The following is a 19,952-nucleotide window of genomic DNA, read 5'->3' as shown; positions in this document are numbered from 1 at the left end:
CGCCGGGGGGGGGCGGCGGGGGGGCGGGGGGGTGCCGGGGGGGGGGGGCGGGGGGAGCGCGGGGGGGGGGGGCGCGGGTGGGGGGTGGGGGGGTGGGCGAGGGGGGGGGGGGGGGGGGGGAGGGGGAACGCGTCATCGCAGGACTTTCTCGAGTGGCCGGCGGGGGCCGGAAGAGGGGGTACTCGATGCTCGCACGGCGGACGCACGACTGCGACCGGAACGGGGGCCCTCCGTCTGGGGGACGCGCGGGAGCTGAGGTCCTCCGCGGGTCAGAGCGCCGGGAGAGGCCGCCTGAGAGCGTCCAGCCGCTTCCGCCAGGCGTCCAGGCGGCCCGGCTCCGCGGCGAGCGCCGGTCCGTCCGCCCAGGCGGTCGCCAGCCGCAGACCGTGCAGGGCGTTGGCCGTCCAGACCTCACGGCCCTCGAGCGACTCCGGCTCGGCCGGGGCCTCGATCACGTCCACGCCGAGCGCGCCGGCGAGCACCGAGACCGTGCGGGCCGTCACGCTGCGCACGCGGGTGCTCGTCGCCGGAGGGATGACCAGCGCATCGCCCAGCCACCACAGGATCGCGCTGCTCGCTCCGTCGATGACGGCGCCCTCGGCGTCGAGCAGCACGGCCTCGTCCGCTCCCGCGGCGTGCGCGCGCGTCCGTAGGAGGGCGAGACGTGCGATGTCCGGCCCCTTCCAGGACGGCGTCCGGCGCGGATCCACGGGGCTCGTCCACAGCACCACGGAGCGGGTCGTCGGCGGGGCGGATCGCAGCCGGAGCCGCAGGGCGCCTCCCGAGAGCTCGACGCGGGGGAAGGAGCGGCCCTCGCGGGGCAGGGCGGCGATCGCGGCGTGGAGGAACGGCTCGACGTCCGGGTGCCCGCCCGCCGAAGCGACGGAGGCGGCGAACCGCTCGCGGTGCAGGTCGAGCCCGCGGACGCGTCCCTCGTCCACCAGCCAGGAGTCGGCCGCGTCCAGGGAGGTGCCGGGCGGCTCGGGAACGCTCGTCAGGGCCCGCCCGTCCCACTCCCGAACCTGCTCGCCGTCCACGACCGCCTACGCTAGCCCAGTGGTCTCGGAGGATCGGCACGTCCGCTCGATCGAGCTGCCCTGGGTCGATCCGGAGCTCGCGCACCACGCCCTGTTCGCCACGGCCGAGGCGTCGTTCTGGCTCGACTCGGGCCTCGGAGCGACGAGCGGCCGCTCCTACCTCGGCGCGTGCGCCCGCGGGGACGTGCTCCTCGTCGAGGCCGGCGGCGACGTGGCGGCGGCGCTCGCCGCGGTCGACGACGAGGCCCCCGCGGGCGACCGCGCGCTCGGCCGCTACGGCTGGATCTCCTACGAGGCGGGAGCCGCCTCCGTCTCCCTGCCCTCGGCGCCGACCGGCCCCGCGGATCCGCCGGCCCTCGCCCTGCTCCGGGGCGACCCCGTGCTCGAGTTCGACCACGGCACCCGGACCGTCCGCCTGGTCGCCACGGGCGACGTGCAGGAGCTCACCGCGCGCCTGCTCGAGCTCGTCGGCGCGCCCGCACCCGCGGACCCCGCGGATCCCGAGCCCGCCGGCGACCCGGTCCGCCGCCACTCCGCCGCCGAGTACACGGCGCTGATCGGCCGCTGCCAGGAGGCCATCCGCGCGGGGGACGCCTACCAGCTCTGCCTCACCGACGAGATCGTCGTCGAGGGCCGGTTCGATCCGGTCGAGGCGTACCGTCGCCTCCGCCGCTCCAGCCCGAGCCATCACGGCGGGCTGATCCGCCTCGACCCGCTCGCGCTCGTCAGCGCCTCGCCCGAGCGGTTCCTCACCGGCGGGGCCGACGGACGCGTCGCCACGCATCCCATCAAGGGCACGCGCCCCCGGGGCCGGGACGCCGACGAGGACCGCGCGCTCCGGGACGAGATCGTCTCGAGCGTGAAGGAGCGGGCCGAGAACGTGATGATCGTGGACCTCGTCCGCAACGACCTCGCCCGGATCGCCGCCCCCGGCTCCGTCGTCGTCGACCGCCTGCTCGAGGTGGAGAGCTACCCGCACGTCCACCAGCTGGTCAGCGAGGTCTCGGCCCGCCGCGCGCCGGGCGTCGGGATCGCCGAGCTGATCGCAGCCCTCTTCCCGGCCGGCTCGATGACGGGAGCGCCCAAGCGCCGGGCGGTGGAGCTGCTGCGGGAGTGGGAGGGCGGTCCCCGCGGCGTCTACTCCGGCGCCTTCGGCCGCCTGGGCTCGGACGGCTCGCTGGACCTCGCGATGACCATCCGCACCCTCGTGCTCGACGGCGAGCGCGCCCGCCTGGGGACCGGCGGCGGCATCACCGCGCTCTCGGTGCCGGAGGAGGAGGTCGAGGAGACGCGGCTGAAGGCGCGGGCGCTCCTCGCGGTGCTGGGCGCCGCCGAGGAGTGAGCGGGCGCCGCGTTCGTCTCCCGTGCGCGCAGGGCCAGTAGGGTTGATGGTCGAACGCAGCCGCCCACGCGTGCGCGTTCTCCCCCTCCTTCAGAAGTGAGAAGCACCTGTGGCAGAAGACACCTCCCGGCAGACCGGCGCGAGCGACGAGGAGCGCTACGACTTCCGAGCGCTCCAGGAGAAGTGGCTCCCGATCTGGGAGGAGACGCGCCCGTTCGCGACGGACGACCCCGAGGACAAGCGCCCCCGCAAGTACGTGCTCGACATGTTCCCGTACCCCTCGGGCGACCTGCACATGGGCCACGCCGAGGCGTACGCGCTCGGAGACGTGATCGCGCGCTACTGGCGCCAGCAGGGCTTCAACGTCCTCCACCCGATCGGCTGGGACAGCTTCGGCCTGCCCGCCGAGAACGCCGCGATCAAGCGCGGGCTGAACCCGGTCACCTGGACCTACGACAACATCGAGCAGCAGAAGCGCTCGATGAAGCGCTACGCCGCGTCCTTCGACTGGGACCGCGTGCTGCACACCTCCGACCCCGAGTACTACAAGTGGAACCAGTGGCTGTTCCTCAAGATGTACGAGAAGGGCCTCGCCTACCGCAAGGACAGCTGGGTCAACTGGGACCCGGTGGACCAGACGGTCCTGGCGAACGAGCAGGTCCTGGCGGACGGCACCTCCGAGCGCTCCGGCGCGGTCGTGGTCAAGAAGAAGCTCACGCAGTGGTACTTCAAGATCACCGACTACGCCGACCGCCTGCTCGACGACCTGAACCAGCTCGAGGGGTCCTGGCCGTCGAAGGTCATCGCCATGCAGCGCAACTGGATCGGCCGCTCCATCGGCGCCGACGTCGAGTTCGAGATCGAGGGCCGCGACGAGCGCGTCACCGTCTTCACCACGCGCCCCGACACGCTCTACGGGGCGACCTTCATGGTCGTCGCACCCGACTCCGACCTCGCCTCCGAGCTGGTCGAGGGCTCCGAGCCCGCGATCCGCGACGCGTTCCGCAGCTACCTCGAGACGGTGCAGAAGTCGAGCGAGATCGAGCGCCTGACCGCCGACCGCCCCAAGACCGGCGTGTTCCTCGGCCGCTACGCGGTGAACCCCGTGAACGGCGAGCGGCTGCCGATCTGGGCCGCCGACTACGTCCTCTCCGACTACGGCCACGGAGCCGTCATGGCCGTGCCTGCGCACGACCAGCGCGACCTCGACTTCGCCCGCGCCTTCGACCTGCCCGTGCGCGTGGTCGTCGACACCAACGCCTCCGTCACCGGGGCGATCCCGGTCATCCCGGAGGACCCGGAGGAGCTGGCCGCGCTCGAGAAGGAGTACTCGCTCGACCCCGCCACGACCGGCGAGGCGCTGACCGGCGACGGCCGCCTGATCAACTCCGGGCCGCTCGACGGGCTCTCCAAGCGCACCGCCATCGAGCGCGTCATCAGGATGCTCGAGGAGCGCGGCCGCGGCCGCTCGGCCAAGAACTACCGCCTGCGCGACTGGCTGATCTCGCGTCAGCGCTACTGGGGCACCCCCATCCCGATCATCCACGGAGCCGACGGCGAGCTCGTGCCGGTTCCCGAGGACCAGCTGCCCGTCGTCCTGCCCTCCACCGACGGCCTCGACCTGCAGCCGAAGGGCTCGTCGCCGCTCGGAGCGGCGGAGGACTGGGTGAACGTGCCGCACCCGGTGGACGGCTCGCCCGCGCGCCGCGACCCGGACACGATGGACACCTTTGTCGACTCCTCGTGGTACTTCCTCCGCTTCCTCTCGCCGAAGGACGACACGCAGGCCTTCGATCCGAAGCTCGCCGAGAAGTGGGCGCCCGTCGACCAGTACGTCGGAGGCGTGACGCACGCGATCCTGCACCTGCTGTACGCGCGCTTCATCACCAAGGTGCTGTTCGACCTGGGCTACGTGTCGTTCACGGAGCCCTTCACGGCGCTGCTCAACCAGGGCATGGTGCAGATGGACGGCGCGGCGATGTCGAAGTCGAAGGGCAACATCGTCCGCCTCTCGGACCAGCTGGACGAGTTCGGCGTCGACGCCGTGCGCCTGACGATGGCGTTCGCCGGCCCGCCCGAGGACGACATCGACTGGGCCGACGTCTCGCCCGGCGGCAGCGCGAAGTTCCTCGCCCGCGCCTGGCGCCTGGCGAAGGACGTCACCTCGAGGCCCGACGTCGAGTGGAAGTCGGGCGACGCGGCTCTGCGCCGCCAGACCCACCGCTTCCTCGCGGAGTCCCCGTCGCTGATCGAGGCGTTCAAGTTCAACGTCGTGGTCGCGCGGCTGATGGAGCTCGTCAACGCGACCCGCAAGGTCGTCGACTCGGGTGCCGGGGCCGGGGACCCCGCGGTCCGCGAGGCGGTCGAGGTGGTCGCGATGGCTCTCAACCTGTTCGCGCCGTACACGGCCGAGGACATGTGGCACCGTCTGGGCTACGAGGGCACCGTCGCGCACGCGCTGTGGCGCAAGGCCGACCCGTCGCTGCTGGTCGAGGAGAAGGTCACGGCGATCCTGCAGGTCGACGGCAAGGTCCGCGACCGGCTCGAGGTCTCGCCGAAGATCTCCTCCGACGAGCTCGAGGAGAAGGCGCGGGCCACGGCCGGCGTCGCCCGGGCTCTCGTCGGCCGCGAGGTCGTGAAGGCGATCGTGCGGGCGCCGCGCCTGGTGAACCTGGTGACGAAGGCGGTCTAGCCGCCGATCCGTCCCGACGGGGCTCCTCCTCTCGCAGGAGGGGCCCCGTCGTCCGTCCTGCGCCGGTGCTGCTCTCTCCTCCACAGGGAGGCGATCCGGCGGGCTGTCCCCGGATCGGTGTCGGCGGCCGCGCCGGGCGGTGACGCGGGTCCTACCGTCGGCAGATGCCAGAGACCAGCGGGACGGACGACGAGCAGCTGACGGCGCTGCTGCGGCCCCGCCGCGCCCGCCCGCGCTGGCGCGTGGGAGTGGGAGCGGCGGTCGTGCTCGTCATCGGCGCCGCGGTGGTCGCGGTGCTGCTCGCGGGAGCGCGGTCGAGCGGTCATCAGCGGGTCCTGGAGCCCACCGTGTCGACGAGCGCGCCCGCTGCTGCGGCGGTCGAGTCGCTGTACGTGCACGTGGCCGGGGAGGTCGCCTCTCCGGGGCTGTACGTCCTGTCGCCGGAGGCGCGGGTGGCGGACGCGGTCGCCGCCGCCGGAGGGTTCCAGGAGTCGGCGGAGCGCGCGGCGGTCAACCTGGCCCGGAGGCTCGTGGACGGCGAGCAGATCGTCGTGCCGGCCGTGGGAGCGGCGCCGGCCGCGGCGGGAGCGGCTCCGGGCGGATCCGCTCCAGGAGGAGCCTCCGCCGCCGGATCCGTGCTGAGCCTGAGCACGGCGACGGCGGCCCAGCTGGAGGAGCTGCCCGAGATCGGCCCGGCGACCGCGAAGAAGATCGTCGCCCACCGGGAGGCGAACGGCCAGTTCTCCTCCGTCGACCAGCTGCTCGAGGTCCCCGGGATCGGCGAGAAGACGCTCGCCGCGTTCCGCGACCAGGTCGCGCCGTGAGGAGCGTGCGGGCGGCGGACCTGCGGCTCCTGCCGGCAGCGGTGGCCGCCTGGACCACCGCGTGGGCGGCCGGGATGCTGCCGGTCGCGGCAGTGCTCGACGGGGGCCTCTCGTGGTGCGCCGCGGGCTGGGTGCTGCTCGGGGCGGCGTGCGTCCTGCTCCGGCGCGGCCTCGGCGGGCGGCTGGTCGGAGCGGTGCTCGTCGGGGGCGCGGGTGCCGCCCTCGCCCTCACCTCCGTCGTCGCCGCGGCGCCCGGTGACCACCCGGCGTCGCTGCGGGAGGCACAGGAGGATCGCGCCCTCACCCCGGTCACCGTGCGCGTCGACACGGGTGCCCGACCGCTCGCGACCGGGGGAGTGTGGTTCGACGCGACGGCGCTGCGGGTGGGAGACGCGTCGACCGCGGCCCCCGTCCGCGTGCTGCTCGCCGATCCCGGCGGTCGGCTGCCGGTGGGCGCCGAGCTCGACCTGGAGGCGCGTGCTGCGGCGCAGGAGGCGCCCGTCGGCGAGGCGACGATGCTGAGGGCGGCGTCCGTTCAGGACCGGCGCGGTCCCGGGGGAGCGGCGGCCGTCGCGGAGGTGCTGCGCTCGCGCTTCCTCGAACGCGCGGCGCTGGTCGGCGGCGACGTGGCGGGGCTCCTGCCGGGCCTCGCGACCGGCGACACGTCCGCGCTCGACGCGGGGCTCGAGGAGGCGATGCGCACCGCGTCGCTCACCCACCTGACCGCCGTCTCGGGCGCCAACTGCGCCGTGGTGGTGGTCGCCGGCTGGACGATCGCGGCGCTCCTCGGCGCCGGGCGCCGCCTCCGGACCGTCGCCGCCCTCGCCCTGCTCGCCGGCTTCGTGGTGCTGGTGACCCCCGAGCCGAGCGTGGTGCGGGCCGCCGTGATGGCGACGGTGGTCCTCCTCGCGCGGCTCGGGCGTCGCTCCGGAGCGGCCGTGCCCGCCCTGCTCGCGACCGTCGTCGTGCTCGTGGCCGCCGACCCCTCGATCGCGGGGAGGCTCGGCTTCGTGCTGTCCGTCCTCGCCACCGCCGGACTCCTGCTGCTCGCCGAGCCGATCGCGGGCGCTCTCGGTCGAGTGCTGCCCCGGCCTCTCGCCCTGCTGCTCGCGGTGCCGACCGCGGCGCAGCTCGCCTGCCAGCCCGTGCTGCTGCTCGTGGACCCGTCGGTGCCGGTGTACGGAGTGCTCGCCAACCTGCTCGCCGAGCCCGCGGCACCCGCCGCGACCGGGCTCGGGCTCATCGGCTGCCTGCTCGCCCCCTGGTGGCCCGGAGCCGCCGACGCTGCGATCCGGCTCGCCGCCGTCCCCGCCTGGTGGATCGCCTCGATCGCCCGCGCCGTCGACTCGTGGCCCGCCCCGAGGATCGCCTGGTGGCCCGGAGTAGGAGGAGCGCTCACGCTCACCGTGCTGACCCTGCTCGCCCTCGTGCTGGTCACGCAGTCGCCGCGGCTCGCGCGGGTGCGCCGGGTCGCCGCCGTCGGGCTGGCGTGCGCGATCGCCGCCGCCGGCGGCACCACCGTCGCCACGCCGCTCCTCCGCGCCGCCTCGGTTCCCGAGGACTGGCGTGTCGCGATGTGCGACGTCGGGCAGGGCGACGCGGTCCTCCTCCGCGGAGACGCGGGCGTGCTGCTCGTCGACACGGGGCCCGAGCCCGCACCGCTCGAGGCCTGCCTCCGCCTGATGGGAGTGGACCGGATCCCGCTGCTGGTGCTCACTCACTACGACCTCGACCACGTCGGCGGGCTCCAGGCCGTCCTCGGACGGACCGACGCCGCGCTCGTCGGGCCCGCCGCGGGCCGCGACGACGAGCGCGACCGGGCGGCGCTCACCGGCGCGGGGGTCGCCGTGCAGGAGGCGGTCCGCGGCGACAGCGGCGCGCTCGGCTCGCTGCGCTGGCGGGTCGAGTGGCCGGAGCGGCGGAGCGCGCTGCGGGGGAACGAGGCGAGCGTGACCCTCCGGGTCGACATCGGCCCGGACGCCCGCGGCGGCCCGCTCTCCGTCGCGCTCCTGGGCGACCTCGGCGAGCAGGAGCAGGGACGCGTCTCCCGGCTGCCGGTCGGCCGGGTCGACGTCGTCAAGGTCGCGCATCACGGCTCCGCCGACCAGTCGCCCGCCCTCTACGACGCGCTCGGCGCGAGCGTCGGGCTGATCTCCGTCGGGGCGGAGAACGACTACGGACATCCGAATCCGTCGCTCCTCGCTCTGCTGGCCGAGCGCGGGGTCGAGGCGCTGAGGTCGGATGTCGAGGGTACGGTCGTGCTCGCGTCCCGCAGCGACGGGATCGCGGTCTGGGTGAGCGGCGCGACGGCTCCCGCGGCGGCCTCGGGGCGCCGTGAGCGGGCCGTAGGGTGGAGGGCGCTCGGACGGGCGCGGCACGGAAGGACACGGCATGGCAGGCAGGGCCCCGGCGCGCGCGAAGGCAGCGCCCTCGAAGGCGGCGATCCCGCAGCTCGCCTGGAACCAGACCCGGCCGGCGCCGATCGTGCTGATCACCGGCCCGGAGCAGTTCCTCGCCGACCGCGCGCTGCGCTTCCTCCGTGAGTTCCTCCGGGCCGAGGATCCGAGCCTCGAGGTCAGCGACATCGACGCCGGCGGCTACGCGCCGGGGGAGCTGCTGACGCTCGCGAGCCCGTCCCTCTTCGACGAGCCCCGCCTCATCCGCGTCTCGAACGTCGAGAAGTGCACGGACGCGTTCCTCCTCGAGACCCTCGACTACCTCTCGGCGCCCGCGGACGGGGCGACCCTGGTGCTCCGCCACGGCGGCGGCAACCGGGGCAAGAAGCTCCTCGACGCCATCCGCTCGGGCACGGGCGGCGGCATCGAGATCGTCTGCGCCGAGCTCAAGCGCGAGAGCGACAAGGTCGACTTCGCGATCGCCGAGTTCCGCACCGCCGGCCGCACGGCGACCACCGGTGCCGTCCGAGCCCTGGTGTCTGCCTTCTCCGACGACCTCGACGAGCTCGCGTCGGCGTGCCAGCAGCTGCTGTCCGACGTCACCGGCGAGATCACCGAGGCGACCGTGGCGAAGTACTACGGCGGCCGCGTCGAGACCACGGCCTTCACCGTCGCCGACTCCGCGATCGCGGGCCGTCACGGCGAGGCGCTGCTCGGGCTCCGCCACGCCCTCGCCTCCGGCGCCGACCCGGTACCGATCGTCGCCGCGTTCGCGAGCAAGCTGCGGACCATGGCGAAGGTCGCCGGCTCGCGCGAGGGCTCGGGCCAGGTCGCCTCGCGTCTGGGCCTCGCTCCGTGGCAGGTGGACCGGGCCCGGCGCGACCTGCAGGGCTGGACCGGCGAGGGCCTCGGCACCGCGATCCTGACGGTCGCCGACGCCGACGCCAACGTGAAGGGCGCCACCCGCGACCCCGTCTACGCCCTCGAGCGCATGGTCTCCGTCGTCTCCGCCCGGGGCGTCTGACCCGCCCGAAAGGCCCTGCGCCCGCGATCCGCACCGACCTCGTCCCCGGCGTGTCTCGATACGCCGCTCCGCGGCAACTCGACCAGCAGTGAGGGGATCACCTCCCCTCGCAGGGTCGCACCGCGGCCGACGAAGAGTCGGACGACGACCCCACAGGGTCACCGGTGATCCGCGTGTCAGCGGATCGTCGTACCCGGAACGGAACCCGCTCCTCCCACCGCGACCACCCCTGGAAGCCGACTGCGCGACGGGCGACGAGGCACGAGGAGCCCGTCGAGATCGGTGCGGGTCACCGGCGATCCGCGAGTCAGCGGATCGTCGTACCCCGAAACGCTCTCCGCTCCTCCCCCCGCGACCCTCCGCGGTAGCCGACCGGGCCGCAGCCGATCGAGAGCCGGACGATGCCCTCGCAGGGTCACCGGCGATCCGCGTGTCAGCGGATCGACGTACCCGGAACGGAACCCGCTCCTCCCACCGCAACCAAGCGCGGAAGCCGACTGCGCGACGGGCGACGAGGCACGAGGAGCCCGTCGACCGCGAAGCGGAAACGACGAAGGGCCCGGCCAGAGGCCGGACCCTTCGTCGTTTCCGCTTCGCGCAGTATTACAGCGCGGCGACCTGCTTCGCGATGGCCGACTTGCGGTTCGCGGCCTGGTTCTTGTGGATGACGCCCTTGCTGGCGGCCTTGTCGAGCTTCTTGGCGGCGAAGGCGAGGGCGGTGCCGGCCTTCTCGGTGTCGCCGGCGGCGATGGCGGTGTGGACCGAGCGGATGGCGGTCTTCAGCTCGCTCTTGACGGCCTTGTTGCGCTCGTTCGCCTTCTTGTTGGTGAGGTTGCGCTTGATCTGCGACTTGATGTTTGCCACGTGGATTACCTTCTTCTCGGATGTGCGTGTGTGCAGCCGGCTACTCGACGGAGTGCCCCTTCCGCGGGCGTCTGAACGCCCTGCGGTGCGACTGGAGGTCGCCGGCTTCTGATCACTCCACGCCTGCCGGGTGTCCGGAGGGGGAGCGCAAGCCAACAAGGAACTTTAGCGCACCCGTCGTCACCCTTCAACCGCGCCGCGCCCGCGGGTGCGGCGCCGTCCGGGTCGGGGCCGCCGGGGCGACACGCCGGGGGAGGCGGACCGCCGTGGCGTCTCGCGGTCCGGGCCCGCCGGTAACGTGACGCCGGTGCCCCGTCTCGCCGATCACCTCTCCGCGGTGCCGCCCTCGGGCATCCGCCACCTGTTCGAGATCGCACTGCGGCTCGACGGAGTGACGCTCCTCGCGGTGGGCGAGCCCGACGTGCCGACCGCGCCGCACATCATCGAGGCGGCCCGAGCGGCGTGGGCGGCCGACGACACCCGCTACGGGCCCAACGGCGGCGTGCCCGAGCTCCGGCGGGCCATCGTGGAGAAGCTGGCGCGCGACAACGGCATCGAGGCGGACGTCGAGCAGGTGTGGGTGACCGTCGGCGCCACGCAGGCGCTGCACCAGGCGATGACGCTCCTGCTCGGGCCCGGCGACGAGGTGCTCATCCCCGACCCGGGCTACACCGTCTTCACGACCAATGCGCGGACCATCGGCGCCGTGCCCGTGCCGTACACGCTGCGCGCTGAGAACGCCTTCCTCCCCGATCCCGAGGAGGTCGAGCGCCTGATCACGGACCGGACCCGCGTCCTGATCGTCAACAGCCCGTCCAACCCGCTCGGCGTGGTGTTCCCGAGGGAGGTCCTCGAGCGCCTGCTCGACATCGCCCGGCGCCACGACCTGTGGGTGCTCAGCGACGAGGTCTACGAGTACTTCACCTACGGGCGCCCGCACGTGAGCCTCGCGGCGATCGCGCAGGAGCGCGGGGACGACGCCGACCGCGTCCTCAGCGTCTTCTCCTTCTCGAAGACCTACGCGATGACCGGCGTCCGCGTCGGCTACCTCGTGACGCCTCCCGGCTTCACGTCGATCATGGTCACGGTGCAGGAGGCGGCGATCAGCTGCGTCGCCACTCCGGACCAGCGCGCCGCCCTCGCCGCTCTGACCGGGCCGCAGGACGCGGTGGCCGCCGCCTCCGACCACTACCTCGCCAACCTGCGGCTCGCGACGGGCGTGCTCGACGAGCGGGGGATCGCCTACCGCGAGCCCGAGGGCGCGTTCTACCTGTGGATCGACATGGCGCACGCGACCGGCGGGGACGTCGCCTCCTGGGTCGAGTCGTTCCTCCTCGAGACCCTCGTCGCCGTCGCTCCCGGCAGCGCCTTCGGCCGCACCGGCGAGGGCTGGATCCGCGTCTGCCTCGCCGCTGACCCCGCCGCGCTGGAGCACGGGCTGCGCGCTCTCCCGGCCCCGGTGCGCGGATGAGCGCCGCCGAGGTGCTGGTCCGGCGCGTCCGGGCCCAGGAGTACGACGAGGTCTCGCGCCTGCGGCTCGCCGCCTACGCCCACGACTACGAGCTGGGGGAGGAGTACGCCGCCGACGTCGCCGCGGTCGCCCGGCACGACGTCGAGGGCGAGGTCTGGGTCGCCGTCGAGGGCGACGGGCGGATCCTCGCGACGGTCACCACTGCGCGCCCGGGCGCGAACTTGTACGAGCTCGGCCGCCCCGGCGAGCTGGACTGGCGGCTGCTCGCCGTCGCCCCGGAGGCACGCGGGCGGGGTCTCGGGCGGCTGCTCACCGAGTTCGTCGTGATGCTCGCCGCCGAGCGGGGCCTCCAGCGGGTCGTGATGAACAGCGGCACGCTGATGACCACCGCGCACGCCCTCTACGAGAGCATGGGCTTCGTCCGCCTCGGCGAGCGGGAGAACCCGCCCGGCGTCGAGCCCACCCGCACCTATGGACTCGATCTGTAGCCGCCGGTCCCGGCCTCCGCCGCCGGGCATGGGACACTGGTCCCACGATGTCTCCACGTGCACACTCCGGGCTCGAGCCCGCCGCGACCGATCCGGCGTCCATCCGCAACTTCTGCATCATCGCCCACATCGACCACGGCAAGTCCACCCTCGCCGACCGGATGCTCGGCATCACGGGTGTCGTCGAGGACCGGGCGATGCGCGCGCAGTACCTCGACCGCATGGACATCGAGCGCGAGCGCGGCATCACGATCAAGTCGCAGGCCGTGCGGATGCCGTGGGAGCGCGACGGGCGCACGTTCGCCCTGAACATGATCGACACTCCGGGGCACGTCGACTTCTCCTACGAGGTCAGCCGCTCGCTGGCGGCCTGCGAGGGCGCGATCCTCCTGGTCGACGCGGCGCAGGGCATCGAGGCCCAGACGCTCGCGAACCTCTACCTCGCGCTCGAGAACGACCTCACGATCATCCCTGTCCTGAACAAGATCGACCTGCCGGCCGCGGACCCCGAGAAGTACGCGAAGGAGCTCGCGAGCCTGATCGGCGGCGACCCGGACGACGTCCTCCGCGTCTCCGGCAAGACCGGCATGGGCGTCGAGGCGCTGCTCGACCGCGTCACCGAGCTCATCCCGCCGCCCGTCGGCGACCCCTCCGCCCCTGCGCGCGCCATGATCTTCGACTCCGTGTACGACGCCTACCGCGGGGTCGTCACCTACGTCCGGATGATCGACGGCAAGCTCTCGCCGCGCGAGAAGATCCAGATGATGTCGACCCGCGCCACGCACGAGATCCTCGAGATCGGCGTGTCGAGCCCCGAGCCCGTCGCGACGCAGGGTCTCGCGGTCGGCGAGGTGGGCTACCTGATCACCGGTGTGAAGGACGTGCGCCAGTCGAAGGTCGGCGACACCGTCACCACGGCGTCGAAGCCCGCGACGCAGGCGCTGCCCGGCTACACCGAGCCGCTCCCGATGGTCTTCTCGGGCCTGTACCCGATCGACGGCAGCGACTACCCGGACCTGCGCGAGGCCCTCGACAAGCTCAAGCTCTCGGACGCGGCACTCGTCTACGAGCCCGAGACGTCGGTGGCGCTCGGCTTCGGCTTCCGCTGCGGGTTCCTCGGCCTCCTGCACCTCGAGATCATCACCGAGCGCCTGCAGCGCGAGTTCGGTCTCGACCTCATCACCACGGCGCCCTCGGTCATCTACGAGGTCTCGACGGAGGACAAGAAGACCGTCACCGTCACGAACCCGAGCGAGTTCCCCGTCGGCAAGATCGCCGCCGTCACGGAGCCGATCGTCAAGGCCGCGATCCTCGCGCCGAAGGACTACGTCGGCACGATCATGGAGCTCTGCCAGAGCCGCCGCGGGACCCTGATCGGCATGGAGTACCTGGGCGAGGACCGGGTCGAGATCCGCTACCACATGCCCCTCGGCGAGATCGTCTTCGACTTCTTCGACAACCTCAAGTCCAAGACCGCCGGCTACGCCTCGCTCGACTACGAGCCCGCCGGCTCGCAGGAGGCCGACCTCGTGAAGGTCGACATCCTGCTGCAGGGTGAGCAGGTCGACGCGTTCAGCGCGATCGTGCACCGGGAGAAGGCCTACGCCTACGGCGTGCTGATGACGGGGCGCCTGCGCAAGCTGATCCCGCGTCAGCAGTTCGAGGTGCCGATCCAGGCCGCCATCGGCGCCCGGATCATCGCCCGCGAGTCGATCAGCGCGATGCGCAAGGACGTCCTGGCCAAGTGCTACGGCGGCGACATCACCCGCAAGCGCAAGCTCCTCGAGAAGCAGAAGGAGGGCAAGAAGCGGATGAAGATGGTCGGCCGCGTCGAGGTCCCCCAGGAGGCGTTCATCGCCGCGCTCTCGGGCGACGTCGAGACCAAGGACAAGAAGTAGCGCGAGCCCCGTCGCCGGCGCCCGTCCCCCCTCCCGGACGGGTGACGCACCCCCCGTCCGGGACATCGTGTCCGCGGGGATTGCGGCGCCTCACAGCGGACCGATAGCTTTCGGACGCCAGGACGCGGCCGTGGATCGAGATCGATCCGCACGGGGGGCTGCAGCGTCGACGACCGGTCCTCCACCATGACGAAGGGTGGTAGTCCGTGGTGCCTACGAGCACGAGAAAGCGCTGGATCAGGACGGGGGCGGCGCTCGCGAGCATCGCGGCCGTCGCAGCGGGATCGCTGGTGGCGGCGGGACCGGCCTCGGCAGCGAACAAGGTGATCCCGGTCGCGCCCGCGCCCTACTCCTGGTCGGACAGCGCCCGGTTCGGCACCGACGTGCCGCTTCCGGTGGCCGCAGACGCGACCACGCTGACCGTCGAGCTGCCCGACTCCACCGCTCCCGACACCTTCACCGAGTGGTCGCACCCCGGCTACCGGGTCGTGACGTGGCAGCTGAGGAGCACCGCGACGGACCTCGAGAGCGGCGAATCCGTCGTCGACACCGCCACCAACTCGATCCAGATCCCGATCGGACGCGCCGCCGGCTCCTTCGGAGGCACCTCGCTCTCGCTCCTCCTGAACGGCGCCGAGGACGAGGCGGACGACGCGTACGCTCCGGCCGGCGTCGACCGGACCGGCTTCGTCCTCGCCCTCTCCGCCGACCTCCAGGTGACTGCTGCGAGCGGGTCCGCGGAGGCCGACCTCGACCTGTCGACGTCCACCTCCTCCGAGCGCGCCGGCGGCGAATTCTGGGCCGGCGGCGGCACTGTCACCGAGGCCGGCGCGGGCGACGTCATCGTCCTCGACTCCGGTGTCCCCGGCTTCTTCGACCTCGCGGGCCTCAGCGCCACGGTCGGAACGGAGGACGGTGGCCGCCTGAAGGCCGTCCCCAAGGTCGTGCAGGACGGCCGGGGCATCGCGATCACCCCGACCCAGGAGTTCTTCGACCGCTACCTCACCTTCAGCGACACGACGCCGCTCGGCGCCCCGTCCGTCGAGGTGAAGGGGCTCAGCCGCGGCGGCGAGCAGCCGGCAGGCACCGGTGTCATCGTGCGCGCGCCGCTGCGCGTCGTCCCGTCGACCACCACCCCGACGCCGGGCACCGGCCTGGAGGTCGTCCGCCTCGCGGGCACCGACCGCCAGGGCACCGCCGTCGAGATCTCGAAGGCGACCTTCGACACCCCCGGCGTCCCCGTCGTCTACATCGCCACCGGCGCGAACTTCCCCGACGCGCTCAGCGCCGGTCCCGCCGCCGCGAAGCAGGGCGGCCCGCTCCTCCTGGTCGACCGCGACTCTGTGAGCCAGGTCGTGCGCGACGAGCTCACCCGTCTCAAGCCCCAGCGGATCGTCGTCGTCGGCTCCGACCTCAGCGTCAGCGACGCCCTCGCGACCGACCTCGGCCAGTACGCGAACGGGAGGGTCTTCCGCCTCGGAGGCACCGACCGCTACGACACGTCGCGGAAGATCATCGAGAGCGCCTTCGGCACCTCGCCGAAGGGGGCCTGGCTCGCGACCGGCGAGAAGTTCCCCGACGCGCTCAGCGCCACCGCCGCCGCGGGCAAGAACTCCGCCCCCGTCGTCCTCGTGAACGGCGGCCTCCCGGCGGCCGACCCGACCACTGTCGGGATCCTGACGCGGCTCCGGCCGCCGGTGCTCACCATCGCGGGATCCGAGCTGTCGGTCAGCGCCGGCATCCAGAACTCCCTCACGGTGCCGGCCGGACCGGTCGTCAACCGCATCGGCGGGGTCGACCGCTACGACACCTCGGAGCAGCTCAACCTGGCGGCCTTCCCCCGCGGGTCGAAGACCGTGTTCCTGGCCACCGGAGAGAACTTCCCCGACGCTCTGGCGGGAGCCGCGGCCGCCGGGCTTACGGGGAGCCCCCTCTTCGCCGTGCCCCCGACCTGCGTGCCGGTCAAGGTGCTGCAGGACATCAAGGCCGGCGGAGCGACGCGCGTCGTCCTCCTCGGCGGCACCGGCACCCTCTCGGACGCCGTGGCGAAGCTGACGCCCTGCAGCTGACCCGACCCGCACCACGACGAGGGCCCTCCTCCCGCTCCGGCGGGGGAGGGCCCTCCGTCGTTCCCGGCTCGGGGCGGCGACGGTCGGATACGCTGGGTCGGATGGACAGCACCACCCGGCACGCGGACTCGACGCGCGCCGCGCTCGAGGAGTCCGGGAAGAAGGTCGGGACGTGAGCATCCGCCGCTCCAACTTCGAGGGCCAGCCGCAGGTCACCTACGCGGCCGTCGGCGGCACTCTGGCCCCCGACCTGCTCGAGTACCCGCCGGACGGCTTCACGGCCGAGCGCTTCGAGGCCCGGCTCGGCTCGGGCGACGAGCGCTTCGCCATCACCACCGCCTCCCTGATGACGTGGGGCGTGCAGCGCGGCAGCGGCATCGAGGTGACCGACATCACCAGCGGCAGCGGCGTGCAGTACACCGGGGTCAACTTCGACGCCGCGGGCACCCCGATCGACCTCGTCAGCCGGCCGACGGAGGAGCACTTCGCTCCCGACGGCACCCCCTACATCACCGCGGGCGTGACCGCCGTGCTCCGCGTGACACTGCTCGGCCGCGTCTTCGACGCCCCGGTGCGCGTGGTCTACGTCGTCGACGAGCCCGACCAGGTCGGCTTCGCCTACGGCACTCTCGAGGGCCACCCCGAGAGCGGCGAGGAGTCCTTCGTCGTCGAGAAGCGCGCGGACGACTCGGTCTGGCTCGTCATCCGGGTCTTCTCGCGTCCCTCCACCCGCCTCTACCGCCTGGGCGCGCCGGTGCTGCGCGCCGTGCAGAAGCGCCAGGTGGCCAAGTACCTGCGCGCGCTGCTGCCGGCGCGCGTCAGCTGACGTGGGGAGCGCCCTCCCGATCGCCGATCCTGCTCCGCTCGACGGCGGACTGCCCGCGTCCGTCGTCGACGGCGTGGAGCAGCGCGACCTCGGCCTCTACGTGCACGTGCCGTTCTGCCGGGTCCGCTGCGGGTACTGCGACTTCAACACCTACACGGCGACCGAGCTCCGCGGAGCGAGGCAGCAGGACTACGCCGACGAGGCGATCACCGAGATGGCTCTCGGCGCCGAGGTGCTCGAGCGCGCGGGCCTGCCCCGGCGCCCCGCCCGCACGGTCTTCTTCGGCGGCGGGACGCCCACGCTGCTGCCCGCCGGCGACCTGGTGCGGATGCTGGACGGCCTCCGCACCCACTTCGGGGTCGCGCCCGACGCCGAGATCACCACCGAGGCGAACCCGGACTCCGTCGACGCCGCCTACCTCCGCGCGCTGGCCGAGGCGGGCTTCACCCGCGTCAGCTTCGGGATGCAGTCGGCCGTGCCGCACGTCCTCGCCACGCTCGAGCGCACCCACGACCCGGAGCGGGTCCCGCTCGTGGTCGAGTGGGCGCGGGAGGCCGGCCTGCAGGTCAGCCTCGACCTCATCTACGGCACACCGGGGGAGTCCCTCGCCGACTGGGAGCGCTCGCTCGACTCCGCTCTCGCCAACCGGCCGGACCACCTCTCGGCCTACGCCCTGATCGTGGAGGACGGCACGAAGCTCGCCCGGCAGATCCGCCGCGGCGAGGTCGCGACCCCGGACGACGACCTCACGGCCGACATGTACGAGCTCGCCGACGCGCGCCTGGCCGCGGCCGGGTACTCCTGGTACGAGGTCAGCAACTGGGCGCGCGACGACGCGCACCGCTCCCGGCACAACCTCTCGTACTGGCTCGGCCACGACTGGTGGGGCGTCGGCCCCGGGGCGCACAGCCACGTCGGGGGCGTGCGCTGGTGGAACGTGAAGCACCCGGCGGCCTACGCCGACCGGCTGAGCACCGGGGCCTCGCCCGCTGCCGGGCGGGAGACGCTCGACGCGGGCACGCGGCGGGTGGAGGACGTGCTGCTGCGCTCGCGCCTGGCGGACGGGCTGCCGATCGACTCGATCGACGCCGGTCGGCGCAGCGAGGTGGCGGGGCTCATCGCCGACGGCCTCGTCGACGGCCGGGCGGCGCTCCGGGGGCGGATCGTGCTGACCCTGCGCGGCCGTCTGCTGGCCGACGCGGTCGTGCGGCGCCTCACCGACGGCTGAGGCCGGATCCCGGGGCGGCAGGCGCACGGCCGCCCCGGTTCCGCGGCTACTTGAAGAACGGGATGCTGAGCGGGTACGTGTAGTACTCGCCCGCGCTGGCGCGCACCGAGGCGATGATCGCGAAGACGATCACCAGGATCGGCACGACCAGGAACACGATGAAGCCGACGAGGACGAAGGACAGGATCGTCCCGGCGACGTAGGCGATCAGCGTCGTCAGGTGGAAGTTGAGGGCCGTCTTGGCGTGCGCTTCGAGGAACGGTCCGCGCCCCTTGAAGACCAGGAAGACGATCAGCGAGGGCAGGAAGCTGAAGAAGATGCCGGTCACGTGCGTGACGATCGCCCAGGTCTTCTCGTCCGCCGGGTTCAGCGGCGGAGCCGGGGTCCCGTAGACGGGGGGCGGGGGAGGGGTGGCCGACATGATGGTCTCCGTTCCGGCGGCGGCGACGGGCGTCCCCCGTGCGCTCGGCGTCCATCGTGGCATGCGGCGACTCCCTCCGCACCGGGCCGCGCGGGACCTCCTCCTCGGGGATGACGGGGCTCCTCCCCGCGGCCCTGCAGGAGTGCACCCCGGCCGATCCCCGCGCAACCCCGCCGGGCGGTCCGCCTCCCGGTTATGATTGGCACTCAGAGTTGCGGAGTGCCAGGCTCCGCGCGGCGTCAGCGCCGCAGACGGTCGTGCCCGCGGGCACTCGGAGTCCGGCGGGAGGTCGGTCGTATGGTCACGGAGCGCGGTCTCCAGGTCCTGCGCGTGATCGTGCAGGACTACGTGGCGAACCGGGAGCCGGTGGGCTCCAAGTCGATCGTCGAGCGCCACGCGTTCGGCGTCTCGGCCGCCACCATCCGCAACGAGATGGCCCAGCTGGAGGAGGAGGAGCTGATCGCGGCTCCGCACACCTCGTCCGGCCGCGTGCCGACCGATAAGGGCTACCGCCTCTTCGTCGACCAGCTCGCCGACCTGCGCCCGCTCACCTCCGCGCAGCGCCAGGCGATCGAGACGTTCCTCGGGCAGAGCCCGGACCTCGACGAGGTGCTGGTCAAGACCGTCCGCCTGCTCTCGCAGCTCACCAACAGCGTCGCGCTCGTGCAGTACCCGTCGTTCGGAGCCGCGCGGCTGCGCCACGTGGAGCTCGTCGCCCTCGCTCCCCGCCGCCTCCTGTCGGTGCTGATCACCGACACCGGCCGGGTCGACCAGCGCGTGCTCGAGACCCCGGAGGACGTGGACGACGCGCTCCTCGGCGAGATCCGCGCGAAGCTCAACACGGCCGTGCTGGGCCTCGGGCTCCAGCAGGCGGCCGAGACGCTCGGCTCCGTCGCGGAGCGCTTCAGCCCCGAGCGGCGCCACGTGCTGACGCCGATCGTGCAGACCCTGCTCGAGCAGGTCGGCGCCAACCGGCAGGACCGCCTGGTCATGGCCGGCGCCGCGAACCTCGTCCGCACCGAGGAGGACTTCTCGGGCAGCATCTACCCCGTGCTCGAGGCGATCGAGGAGCAGGTGGAGCTGCTGCGCCTCTTCGCCGAGATGACCCCGGACCCCCGGGGCATCTCGGTGCGCATCGGCCGCGAGAACGCGCCGTTCGGGCTGCAGGAGACCTCGGTGCTCACGAGCGGGTACAACACCGCGGGCGGCCAGGTCTCGCGCCTGGGCGTGCTCGGCCCGATCCGGATGGACTACTCCGGCAACATCACCGCGGTGCGCGCCCTGCCCGAAGAAGGTCTCGAAGATGTCGCCGAACCCGCCGAAGCCCTGGCCGCCGCCGCCGAAGCCCTCCTGGGGCCCGCGGTCGTACTGC

Annotated in this window: 15 protein-coding genes; 12 read left to right on the top strand and 3 right to left on the bottom strand. The window is 73.2% G+C overall.

The window, feature by feature from the left end; genetic code table 11:
- Positions 1-269: 269 nt before the first annotated feature.
- On the bottom strand, positions 270-1,037 hold the full coding sequence (locus C5D36_RS16020) for an aminotransferase class IV (RefSeq protein ID WP_258062970.1): 768 nt from the start codon (positions 1,035-1,037) through the stop codon (positions 270-272).
- A 19-nt stretch (positions 1,038-1,056) separates the two neighbouring features.
- On the opposite strand from C5D36_RS16020, the gene pabB reads away from it, so the two are divergent.
- The 5 genes from pabB (at position 1,057) to holA (ending at position 9,315) form a co-directional block, all read left to right on the top strand.
- A complete protein-coding gene (pabB, locus tag C5D36_RS16015; RefSeq protein WP_104296247.1) occupies positions 1,057-2,379 on the top strand; it encodes an aminodeoxychorismate synthase component I in 1,323 nt (440 codons plus the stop codon).
- Positions 2,380-2,488: 109 nt separating this feature from the next.
- Positions 2,489-5,071 carry a leucine--tRNA ligase gene (gene leuS, locus C5D36_RS16010; RefSeq protein WP_104234466.1) on the top strand — a complete coding sequence of 861 codons (2,583 nt, stop codon included), beginning with the start codon at positions 2,489-2,491 and terminating at the stop codon, positions 5,069-5,071.
- A gap of 164 nt (positions 5,072-5,235) precedes the next feature.
- Complete coding sequence (locus C5D36_RS16005; RefSeq protein ID WP_104296246.1) at positions 5,236-5,895, top strand: ComEA family DNA-binding protein; 660 nt, start codon at positions 5,236-5,238, stop codon at positions 5,893-5,895.
- Positions 5,892-8,438 (top strand): ComEC/Rec2 family competence protein, encoded by a 2,547-nt coding sequence (locus tag C5D36_RS16000; protein WP_146076986.1) that lies wholly within the window; start codon positions 5,892-5,894, stop codon positions 8,436-8,438. Before C5D36_RS16005 ends, C5D36_RS16000 begins: the two co-directional genes overlap by 4 nt.
- The gene (holA, locus tag C5D36_RS17255; protein WP_244229664.1) at positions 8,338-9,315 is read left to right on the top strand and encodes a DNA polymerase III subunit delta; all 978 of its coding nucleotides are present in this window, start codon (positions 8,338-8,340) and stop codon (positions 9,313-9,315) included. Before C5D36_RS16000 ends, holA begins: the two co-directional genes overlap by 101 nt.
- A gap of 603 nt (positions 9,316-9,918) precedes the next feature.
- Here holA and rpsT read toward each other — a convergent pair.
- A complete protein-coding gene (rpsT, locus tag C5D36_RS15990) occupies positions 9,919-10,179 on the bottom strand; it encodes a 30S ribosomal protein S20 (RefSeq protein ID WP_097165711.1) in 261 nt (86 codons plus the stop codon).
- 307 nt (positions 10,180-10,486) lie between these two features.
- On the opposite strand from rpsT, the gene C5D36_RS15985 reads away from it, so the two are divergent.
- The 6 genes from C5D36_RS15985 to hemW all read left to right on the top strand — a co-directional run bounded on the left by C5D36_RS15985 (position 10,487) and on the right by hemW (position 18,159).
- On the top strand, positions 10,487-11,650 hold the full coding sequence (locus C5D36_RS15985) for a pyridoxal phosphate-dependent aminotransferase (RefSeq protein WP_104248213.1): 1,164 nt from the start codon (positions 10,487-10,489) through the stop codon (positions 11,648-11,650).
- Positions 11,647-12,138 (top strand): GNAT family N-acetyltransferase, encoded by a 492-nt coding sequence (locus C5D36_RS15980; RefSeq protein ID WP_104223126.1) that lies wholly within the window; start codon positions 11,647-11,649, stop codon positions 12,136-12,138. Before C5D36_RS15985 ends, C5D36_RS15980 begins: the two co-directional genes overlap by 4 nt.
- Before the next feature lie 47 nt (positions 12,139-12,185).
- Positions 12,186-14,036 (top strand): translation elongation factor 4, encoded by a 1,851-nt coding sequence (lepA, locus tag C5D36_RS15975; RefSeq protein WP_104223127.1) that lies wholly within the window; start codon positions 12,186-12,188, stop codon positions 14,034-14,036.
- Between the two features lie 206 nt (positions 14,037-14,242).
- Positions 14,243-16,105, top strand: coding sequence for a cell wall-binding repeat-containing protein (locus C5D36_RS15970; protein ID WP_104292948.1), 1,863 nt, complete (start codon positions 14,243-14,245; stop codon positions 16,103-16,105).
- 172 nt (positions 16,106-16,277) lie between these two features.
- The gene (locus C5D36_RS15965) at positions 16,278-16,931 is read left to right on the top strand and encodes a DUF1990 family protein (protein ID WP_244229440.1); all 654 of its coding nucleotides are present in this window, start codon (positions 16,278-16,280) and stop codon (positions 16,929-16,931) included.
- Between the two features lies 1 nt (position 16,932).
- Positions 16,933-18,159: a radical SAM family heme chaperone HemW gene (hemW, locus tag C5D36_RS15960; RefSeq protein WP_104292949.1), complete on the top strand. Its 1,227-nt coding sequence runs from the start codon at positions 16,933-16,935 to the stop codon at positions 18,157-18,159.
- A gap of 46 nt (positions 18,160-18,205) precedes the next feature.
- On the opposite strand, the gene C5D36_RS15955 is transcribed toward hemW, so the two are convergent.
- Positions 18,206-18,643 (bottom strand): DUF4870 domain-containing protein, encoded by a 438-nt coding sequence (locus C5D36_RS15955; RefSeq protein WP_244229439.1) that lies wholly within the window; start codon positions 18,641-18,643, stop codon positions 18,206-18,208.
- 234 nt (positions 18,644-18,877) lie between these two features.
- On the opposite strand from C5D36_RS15955, the gene hrcA reads away from it, so the two are divergent.
- The coding region (gene hrcA, locus C5D36_RS15950; protein ID WP_104296243.1) for a heat-inducible transcriptional repressor HrcA at positions 18,878-19,952 on the top strand (1,075 nt) is incomplete at its 3' end.

Source organism: Rathayibacter sp. AY1C6 (assembly GCF_002931535.1).
GTDB lineage: Bacteria > Actinomycetota > Actinomycetes > Actinomycetales > Microbacteriaceae > Rathayibacter.
The sequence above is the reverse complement of the archived record's forward strand: the minus strand, read 5'-3'. Positions and strand labels throughout refer to the sequence as shown.

Coding starts and splice junctions, on each gene's coding strand:
- C5D36_RS16005 (WP_104296246.1), top strand. CDS start 5,236: ATGCCAGAGACCAGCGGGACGGACGACGAGCAGCTGACGGCGCTGCTG.
- C5D36_RS15980 (WP_104223126.1), top strand. CDS start 11,647: ATGAGCGCCGCCGAGGTGCTGGTCCGGCGCGTCCGGGCCCAGGAGTAC.
- lepA (WP_104223127.1), top strand. CDS start 12,186: ATGTCTCCACGTGCACACTCCGGGCTCGAGCCCGCCGCGACCGATCCG.
- C5D36_RS15955 (WP_244229439.1), bottom strand. CDS start 18,643: ATGCCACGATGGACGCCGAGCGCACGGGGGACGCCCGTCGCCGCCGCC.